Annotated in this window: 8 protein-coding genes; 2 read left to right on the top strand and 6 right to left on the bottom strand. The window is 34.1% G+C overall.

Annotation, left to right across the window (positions count from 1 at the left end; genetic code table 11):
* Positions 1-162: 162 nt before the first annotated feature.
* Positions 163-1,095, top strand: coding sequence for a ribonuclease HIII (gene rnhC, locus KA893_RS02500; RefSeq protein WP_041080343.1), 933 nt, complete (start codon positions 163-165; stop codon positions 1,093-1,095).
* A gap of 294 nt (positions 1,096-1,389) precedes the next feature.
* Here rnhC and pheT read toward each other — a convergent pair whose 3' ends face one another.
* From pheT to KA893_RS02530, 6 genes are all read right to left on the bottom strand, one after another.
* Positions 1,390-3,792, bottom strand: a complete 2,403-nt coding sequence (pheT, locus tag KA893_RS02505) for a phenylalanine--tRNA ligase subunit beta (protein ID WP_194375927.1) — start codon at positions 3,790-3,792, stop codon at positions 1,390-1,392.
* Complete coding sequence (gene pheS, locus KA893_RS02510; RefSeq protein WP_002483641.1) at positions 3,792-4,850, bottom strand: phenylalanine--tRNA ligase subunit alpha; 1,059 nt, start codon at positions 4,848-4,850, stop codon at positions 3,792-3,794. Before pheS ends, pheT begins: the two co-directional genes overlap by 1 nt.
* Positions 4,851-5,182: 332 nt before the next feature.
* Entirely contained in the window at positions 5,183-5,923 is a 741-nt protein-coding gene (locus KA893_RS02515) for a TrmH family RNA methyltransferase (protein ID WP_069825780.1), read from the bottom strand.
* 26 nt (positions 5,924-5,949) lie between these two features.
* Positions 5,950-6,891: a M23 family metallopeptidase gene (locus KA893_RS02520; protein WP_194440766.1), complete on the bottom strand. Its 942-nt coding sequence runs from the start codon at positions 6,889-6,891 to the stop codon at positions 5,950-5,952.
* 133 nt (positions 6,892-7,024) lie between these two features.
* Entirely contained in the window at positions 7,025-7,198 is a 174-nt protein-coding gene (gene rpmF, locus KA893_RS02525; RefSeq protein WP_011303391.1) for a 50S ribosomal protein L32, read from the bottom strand.
* 80 nt (positions 7,199-7,278) lie between these two features.
* Entirely contained in the window at positions 7,279-7,827 is a 549-nt protein-coding gene (locus KA893_RS02530) for a YceD family protein (RefSeq protein WP_002483644.1), read from the bottom strand.
* Between the two features lie 126 nt (positions 7,828-7,953).
* On the opposite strand from KA893_RS02530, the gene KA893_RS02535 reads away from it, so the two are divergent.
* Entirely contained in the window at positions 7,954-9,087 is a 1,134-nt protein-coding gene (locus KA893_RS02535) for a nucleotidyltransferase (RefSeq protein ID WP_041080338.1), read from the top strand.
* Positions 9,088-9,319: the final 232 nt, after the last annotated feature.

Below are 9,319 nucleotides of genomic sequence, written 5' to 3' on the forward strand. Positions count from 1 at the left end.
CAATTATACGGACTTTATCTATTTTTTATCGATAACAATTAAAATTTTCTTTCAATAATTAAAATATCATATATTTATCACCTAACACCACTTACATACATATGATATGATGTTCAATGTCTAAATACATAAGTTATTCATATAAAAAGTGAGGTACCGTACATGACAAATATTGTACATAAATTAACCAATTCAGATATACAGCAATTAATGTCAAAAATACCCTTTGAAACATCAAAGCTATCCCGAGGTATGAAAGCAAAAACAAAATACAAGGGAACTTCTATTTCAATATATAATTCAAACAAAGTGATGTTTCAAGGCAAGGATGCAGAACGTATCGCTGCACAGTTGTTGCCTAATGTTACTAAATCACAACCATCCAATAAGAAAGCTTCAACAACCAAACAAACGATTTCATATAACCAATTTCAATGTATTGGTAGTGATGAGGCAGGAAGTGGCGATTATTTCGGACCATTGACCGTATGTGCTGCCTATGTCTCACATAAAAATGTTCAAATCCTGAAAGCGCTAGGCGTCGATGATTCGAAGAAATTAACAGATACAAAAATTGTTGAATTAGCCGAACAGCTCGTTACCTTTATCCCCCACTCATTATTGGTCATGAATAATGAGAAATATAATGAAAAGCAAAAGGCGGGCTGGTCTCAAGTTAAGATGAAGGCTGTATTGCATAATGAAGCGATTAAAAATGTCACTCAAAAAATTGATACCACTGAATTAGATTATATCGTTATTGACCAATTTGCCGAAGCAGGTGTTTATAAACGTTATGCCTTAAGTGACTTACCATTCAGTGATAAAACGAAATTTGAGACTAAAGGTGAATCAAAATCCATTGCAATTGCAGCTGCAAGTATTATTTCAAGGTATGCATTCGTTAAACATATGGATCGTTTAACTCAATCAGTTAAAACAGACATTCCTAAAGGAGCGAGTAATAAAGTAGATTTAACTGCAGCTAAAATAATTGAACGCAAAGGCATAGCTTACCTTGATTCTATTTCCAAGAAACATTTTGCCAATCGCAAAAAAGCTGAAAATTTAGTTCAAAAAAAATATAATGATTAAATAGAAAAGCGCCTTAGACATAAATAGATGTCTAAGGCGCTTTTTTCAATTGGGGAGTAGATGACTGAATTGAAATTGTAATGTCTCACTTCTTATGCAAAAGCATCAGTATGCCACGTAAAAAGTCTAGTTAGACTTATGCATGCGCTTTAGCTCAAATAAACCTTTATCCGAGTCATCCTTGCCTTGATTGCATAGGTGAGACTTCGAAATTTCTATTAGAAAATTTGATTTCTATCCTACTCCCTTATCTTATATTACAAAATCAAATCTAAAATATATGTTTGTGAATCATTATCTAATCGTTGCACCCTCTGATTTTAAAGCCTCTAATATGGCTTCATGTACAGCGTTCACTTTATCATCCGTTAATGTTTGTTCAGTGTCTAAATAAGCTAAACGGATTGCGATTGATTTTTCATCTTCTGCCATATGTTCACCTTCATAGACATCGAAAACTTCTGCTTCTTGTAAAATATTGCCACCATGTTCATGAATGATGTTTACTAATTTGGCTGATGGTGTTGCACGATTAACCACTAATGCGATATCTCTTGATACGCCTGGGAATCTTGGAATTGCTTGATAATTAATATAACCAACAGATACTGACATTAATTTATCAAAGTTTAATTCAAAGACATACGTGCGTTTTAGGTCATAGTCCTTTTCAGTTTTAGGATGTAGTTCACCTACGAAACCAACAATTTCGCCATTTAATTTCACATAAGCTGTTCTACCTGGATGCAGCCCATTTATTTCTCCAGCTTCATATTCAAATTGAATATCTAGCTTTTCAGCGATTCTATCAACGATACCTTTAGCAACGAAGAAATCAATCGTTTCTTTTTTACTTTGCCAGTGATTAACTGTATAATCACCTGTTAAAACACCGCTTAAATATTCTACTTCATCAGGAAGTTCATCCTCACCATTCGCAAAAAATACGCTACCTAATTCATATAATCGCACATCGCTATTTTTACGTGCCACATTATAAGCAACTGCATCAATTAAATGCGGGATTAAACTTTGACGTAAAGTTGAGTGAGCTTCACTCATAGGCATGAGTAAGTCAATTGTTTCACGTTCTTGTAATGCAAAATCTTTTGCTCTGTCTTTATCTACAAGTGAATAATTAATTGCTTGGTTTAATCCAGCACCTTCTAATGTCGCTTTAATTATTCTTGATTTAGATTGTCTATCTGTTAACGCGCCATGTGTTACTTGATCAAATACAGGTAATGTTGAAGGGATTTCATCATAACCATAGATACGTGCGATTTCTTCAATTAAATCTTCCTTAATTGAAATATCTTTACGACGTGAAGGCACCATGACAGTGAGTACATCTTTATTTTTAGTTGTTTCAAAACCTAATTGAACAAATATAGATTCAATATCTTCAGCACTGAGTTCAAAACCGATTGTTTGATTCACTTTTGAAACTGAAATATCAATTGGTGTAACGAAAGATCCAAGTTCACCTTGAGAAACACGTCCTTGTGCTACTGAACCGCCAGCATAGGTTTGTAATAAGTAACAAGCTCTATCAACGGCCTCATCTACAAATTCAGTTGCAATACCTTTTTCGAAGCGACTAGATGCTTCACTTCTTAAGTTCAATCGACGTGATGTATGTCTTATGGATACTGGATCAAAAATAGCGCCTTCTATTACAACGTGCTTCGTTGCTTCTGTAACTTCAGAGAAATCTCCGCCCATTACACCTGCAATCGCAATAGGTGTTTCTCCATTTGTTATAACAATGTCATTTTCTTTTAGTTGACGTTCCTGGTTGTCTAAAGTTGTCATCTCTTCATCAGCTTTAGCTTGTCTCACTTCTATATGTTTGGAACCAATTTGGTCTTGATCAAACATGTGCAACGGTTGACCGTATTCAATTAATACATAATTAGAGATATCTACAACATTATTAATTGGGCGAATACCAGCTTTGATTAAACGCATTTGCATCCACTCTGGAGAAGGTGCAATTGTTACATTTTTCACTACGCGTGCACTGTAATATGGTACTTTATCTTCATTTTGAATGTTGACACTAATTTCATCATTCGTTTGATCACTTGTTTCTGTACTTTGTGTTTCAGGTTTCGTCATTGGAACATTATATAGTGCAGCAGTCTCATAGGCTGTACCAATCATACTTAATGCATCTGCTCTATTTGGTGTTAAATCAAATTCCATCACTTGATCATTTAAATATAATGCATCTAATGCATCTGTTCCCGGTTTAACTTCAGTTGAAAATACAAATATACCATCTTCAAATTGTTTCGGTACTAAATTACTAGGCACCCCAACTTCTTGTAATGAACAAATCATACCTTCAGAACGTTCGCCACGTAATTTCGCACGTTTGATTTTCACACCACCAGGTAATCTGCCACCAACACTTGCAACGATCACTGTTTGGCCTGCATCTACATTCGGCGCACCACAAACGATTTGTACTGGCTCCGCTTCACCAATATCAACTTGGCATATATTAAGTTTATCGGCATCTGGATGTGTAGCTATGGATTGTACATAGCCTACTACAAGGTTTTTAATCTCTTTTGTATAATCAATAATATCGTCAACTTCAATTCCAGTACGTGTAATACGTTCTGCAAGTACATTAACTGGTTCATTAATTTCTACATATGACTCTAACCATTCTTTAGAAATAAACATTATTTTTCACCTCTGTCTTCTACTGCTTTAAATTGACTTAAGAAACGTACATCATTTGTATAGAAATGACGTATATCTTCAATACCATATTTCAACATAGCGATTCGATCTGGTCCCATACCAAAAGCGAAACCAGTATATTTATTTGAATCAAAGCCTGCCATTTCAAGAACGTTAGGATGAACCATACCAGCACCTAATATTTCTATCCAACCCGTATGCTTACATACGTTACAACCTTCACCTTTACATTTGAAACAAGATACATCAACTTCAACAGAAGGTTCTGTAAATGGGAAATAGCTAGGTCGTAAACGTATTTCTCTATCTTCACCAAATAGTTGTTTAGCTAATAATTCTAAAGTACCTTTCAAATCGCTCATTTTAATATTTTCATCAACAACTAACCCTTCAATTTGAGTGAATTGGTGACTATGTGTCGCATCATCAGAATCACGACGATAAACCTTACCAGGACATAAAATTTTAACTGGGCCTTCACCATTGCGTTTTTCCATTGTTCTAGCCTGTACTGGAGATGTGTGTGTACGCATTAAAATTTCATCCGTTATATAAAAACTATCTTGCATATCTCTGGCAGGATGTGATTTTGGTAAGTTTAACGCTTCAAAGTTATAATAATCTTGTTCAACTTCAAAACCATCAACAATTTCATAACCTAAACCTAAAAATAAATCTTCAATTTCTTCGATGGTTCTTGTGAGCGGATGTTTAGCACCAATCGCAATTTTACGACTTGGTAATGTTACATCTATTTTTTCTTCTTTCAATTGTTGCTCTAACTGCTCATTACCCAGTAATTCATGACGTGCTTGAATTTCCTTTTCAATCGTTTGTCTAACTTCATTTACTTGTTGACCATATGCAGGTTTCTCTTCATTCGGTAAATCTTTCATATGTTTCATCAATCCAGTAACTGAACCTTTTTTTCCTAAATACTTAACCTTTACATCCTGTAACGCTTTTTCATTTTGAGCTTCATTAATATCGACTAATGCCTGCTGCTTGATTTCAGCCATAGCTTCTGTTTGTGCCATACTTAGCCCTCCTACTTGAATTTTAAGTTGTTATATTTATATTTTAAAATTGCATAAAAAAAGACTTCCATCCCTTAAAACTGGGACGAAGTCTTCCGTGGTACCACCCAAATTTATGCCGTAGCATACACTTGTTGTCATTGATAACGGAAATGATTTCCGACTTAAATTTCTTTAAGTAACCAAAAAGGTGAAAAAAACTAACTACATCGGATTATCTTTCAGTCGTGGATAATCTCCCTTTTACTTCTGTATCTATTTAGTTTACGTCTTTTTATGGGTTCATATTTAAATATCATTACATTTATTATATACGATGATTTATGATAGGGTCAACCTTTCAAATGATACATCACAATACTACCTGCTATTGCAACATTTAAACTTTCTGCTTTACCATAAATTGGAATTGTTAGATTTTGCGTTGTTTGACTGAGTAATTTGTCATTAACGCCTTCACCTTCATTACCTAAAAGTAAAGCAAATGTCTCTTGACTAGGTATTTGATTATATACAACTGCATCTTCTAACGCAGTCCCATAAACATCGCCCTCAAAATCAGCAATAAAACCACTTAACTCTGTCGTTAAAATAGGTATGTGAAATACACTACCTTGACTTGCACGCATTACTTTATCTTGATACGGATCTGCAGTTCCTTTTTCTAACACGATTAAATCTAAACCTGCAGCATCAGCTGTACGGATTAACGTACCTAAGTTACCTGGGTCCTGAATACAATCTATTAATAACACTTGCTTCGCATTAGTAGTTTCGTAGATAGGTTTCTCAATAACAGCAAAGAATCCTTGCGGTGTCACAGTTCCCGATAATACTTCTGCAACTTTTAAATTAATTTCAAATACTTCTTCTGCATAACTTATCATATCATCTTGTATTCTATCTGCATCAACAACATAGAGCTGTTGAATCTTGATATTACTCTTATAAGCTTCTTCTATAAGATGATAACCTTCTATAAGCGCAAGGCCAGTCTTATCTCGCTCACGCTTTTTCTTTAATTTATTTGCATTTTTTATTTTATTATTTTGTGCTGAAGTTATTATTTCCATAACATAGCCTCTTTATATATTTATTTTCAACTTTTGAATAGGTGTGTAATGTTCGAACGTATGCCTTTTGCTAATTTAGACAATTCGTGTTTTTCTTTTACCACAATACTATCACCTTTATATGTTACTATATCACCTTTGACAGGCGCTGTAACATTTTGAAATTGAATTTTTAATGTTTGTGTCGCTTGAATATGCTTATCTTTCATAACTTGAAAGTGTATATGTGGCTCTGGTGTATTACCTGAATTACCAACTTCTGCTATGTGTTGTCCTCGCAATAGCATATCACCTTTTTCAATCTTAAAAGAATATGGTTTAATATGTGCAATCATACTATATTCATTACGCCCATGTTTAATAATAATATAATTACCTTCTGGATGGACAGTATTACTATCACCGGGTAAGTTATCTGGTATACCATCTACAATCGCCTCTACTACCCCATTTGCTGGCGCTACGATTGATGTTCCATAGCTATAGTAATTCTCACATTCATTTGGATTTCCTTTATATGTATAATCATCTTTAACTCTCACTAAATCTAAAGCATGACGTTGTTGTTTAAATCGATGATGGTCATTCGTTAATTCATTATCTCCACCCCAATAAACTAAGCACGGTTCTTTAATTGGAATGGTATAGCTATATTTAGTATGTTTCGCATTATGGTTATGACCAATTGGTAATAAGGACATTCCAACAATCTCTTGGTACTTATTTAATGTGACACTTGCACCTGTAGCCATTTTATTATCAAACCAAATGTACTCATCTTGTCGATTAATATTGAGATGTCTATATAAATTATTTTCGCCTCTAAGTGCATTATAATTACTTAGTAATTTCTCAAGTTCTTCAAAAGATGAAACTTCTTGAAATGATTCACTAAAATGATGATAAAGCCACTGCGCATCGTGATCTTCAATTTTATTTATAATTATTTGTGCATTTATCGTTTCCATATGATTCACACAACCTATCAGTTGAATATATAGAGTAACTATCTCTAAAATAAAAAATCGTTCAAAAATTATCAAGTGAATAATTAATGAACGATTAGATTAGGCTATCATATAGCCTAATAATTAAATGAAATTATTTTGATACAACGTCTTCGCCTTTGTATGAACCACAGTTCTTACATACACGGTGAGATAATTTGTATTCTCCACAATTTGGGCATTCAGTCATACCAGGTACTGAAATTTTAAAATGCGTACGACGTTTATTTTTTCTTGTTTTAGACGTTCTTCTTTTTGGTACTGCCATGATAATCCTCCTTATATTCAAACACTAAATAGATAATTTCAGATTCAATAATCCATTATACTATAGATTATCTAAATCCGCTATTGCTCTTCGTCATATAATTGTTGTAGTTTTTGAAGCCTAGGATCGATTTGCTCTGATTCAGCAGATGCTTTATCTTTCGCAATTTCAACCGCTTGTTCTTCGTCAATAACTTCCCAACCATTACCTTCTCGTAACATCTGATCGCTTTCTTTTGAAAAAACGCGCATTGGTTTTTCAATAATAACTAGTTCTTCAGCAATATCTTTTAGATTTATCATACCGTCTGTTGCATCATGGTAATGTTCATCTTCATCTTCATCATTTTCAAACTGCTCATATCCTTCTAAATCAAAAATCTCTTGAGACTTGATATCAATAGGAACTTCAACAGGAACTAAAGTACGTGCACAAGACATCGTATACGTCCCAGTCAAATGCATATCTGCAATGACTTCACTTGATCTGACGGTTAATTCACCTTCAACATCAATATCTGATAAATCTATTAAATCTAATGATTTTACTAAATGATCAAAATTAACCGTTTGATGGAATTCAAAAGGTTTATCTTGGAATTTTCTTAATTGTGTTATTGACCATTTCATATGGCTTCACCTCTAACAAGCACAAAATTTATTTTAACTTTATAGATATAAGTTGTCAAGATTTTTTCTTAACACAGTTACATCTGTTACAATATCTATAATGAATTCTGAAAGGAAGAATTGCAAATGAAAAGCGTTGCACTAGTCACTGAATATAATCCCTTCCACAATGGTCACTTATACCATGCCCAACAATCAAAGTCAATAACCAACTCTGACATTTCCATAGCAATCATGAGTGGAAACTTTGTGATGAGAGGCCAACCCGCAATTTACAATAAATTCACTCGTGCAAAAATGGCATTGTGTGCCGTAGACCTTGCCGTAGAGCTTCCAGCTTATGCATCAGTGTCTGCAGGTCAATATTTCGCAAAAACAGCTGTGCAGATAGCAGATTATTTAAATGTTTCTCATTTATCATTTGGAAGCGAATCGGGTAATATGGATGACTTTCTATCATTGGCACAGTCTATTGATAAAATTGAGCAATCACCTCTATTTTTAGAAAAATTAAAAGAAGGCAAAAGCTACCCAAGAATCTTAAGCGAACTGATTACTGATAATGACTTGCTATCATCGCCCAACAATACATTAGGCCTTTCTTATGTGAGAGCAATCCAAACATACGCACCATCAATACAACCATGGACGATTTCCCGATTTCAGTCTGCCCATCACGATAATGAAATCTCTCACCAAACATTTGCAAGCGGCACTTCTATTCGTCAATCATTAATGAATCAAACGGATCATTGGAAAGATGTCGTACCATCTGAGATACATAAGCACTATGAACGACCTCATATCTCTATTGAGGATACATTCAATTATTTAAAATATGCAATTTTAAGCCAAGATGCCACATCATTAGCACAGATTTATACCATGAGTGAAGGCATTGAAAATCGCATACTTCAAACTATTGAACGAGCGACAAGTTTTGAACATTTAATGACACTATTAAAAACGAAACGTTATACCTATACGCACATTCAGCGTTTACTTATGAATATACTTTTAAATTTTAAAAAATATGATGAGCCTGCGTCAATTAACGCTGTGCGTATCCTAGGCATGTCTGAACGTGGACAACAGTATTTAAAACAAATTAAAAAATCGTTTCCAGAAAGAAACTTTGTGACGCAAGTCAATAAACAAAACGCAAATTTATTTACTAATGAGATACATGCTACTAAAATTTACAACCTTATTTCAGGCCAAACTGCAAACGACTTTAATACACCAGTGATACGGATTTGATACGGATTAAAATACCAAGCATGGTCATTTAGCTTTGCAATTGCATAAGGGAGTGGGACAGAAATCAGCTTTTTAATAATGATTTCGTTGTCCCGCCCCCACAAGGCTGACTAGAATGCTAAAAAACATGCTTGTGTGCATTTAGCTTCAGTCAGCTACTGTGTAACACTAACCAACAAGTTGGTAAGCTACTTTGGTTTACAATTGCCTTGCAATTGCATAAGAACCACTA

It is taken from the genome of Staphylococcus sp. GDY8P126P (assembly GCF_017891965.1).
GTDB classification, from domain to species: domain Bacteria; phylum Bacillota; class Bacilli; order Staphylococcales; family Staphylococcaceae; genus Staphylococcus; species Staphylococcus saprophyticus.

Excerpts from the sequence above, each read along its gene's own strand:
- rnhC (WP_041080343.1), top strand. The coding sequence starts at position 163 with ATGACAAATATTGTACATAAATTAACCAATTCAGATATACAGCAATTA.
- pheT (WP_194375927.1), bottom strand. The coding sequence starts at position 3,792 with ATGTTTATTTCTAAAGAATGGTTAGAGTCATATGTAGAAATTAATGAA.
- pheS (WP_002483641.1), bottom strand. The coding sequence starts at position 4,850 with ATGGCACAAACAGAAGCTATGGCTGAAATCAAGCAGCAGGCATTAGTC.
- KA893_RS02515 (WP_069825780.1), bottom strand. The coding sequence starts at position 5,923 with ATGGAAATAATAACTTCAGCACAAAATAATAAAATAAAAAATGCAAAT.
- KA893_RS02520 (WP_194440766.1), bottom strand. The coding sequence starts at position 6,891 with ATGGAAACGATAAATGCACAAATAATTATAAATAAAATTGAAGATCAC.
- rpmF (WP_011303391.1), bottom strand. The coding sequence starts at position 7,198 with ATGGCAGTACCAAAAAGAAGAACGTCTAAAACAAGAAAAAATAAACGT.
- KA893_RS02530 (WP_002483644.1), bottom strand. The coding sequence starts at position 7,827 with ATGAAATGGTCAATAACACAATTAAGAAAATTCCAAGATAAACCTTTT.
- KA893_RS02535 (WP_041080338.1), top strand. The coding sequence starts at position 7,954 with ATGAAAAGCGTTGCACTAGTCACTGAATATAATCCCTTCCACAATGGT.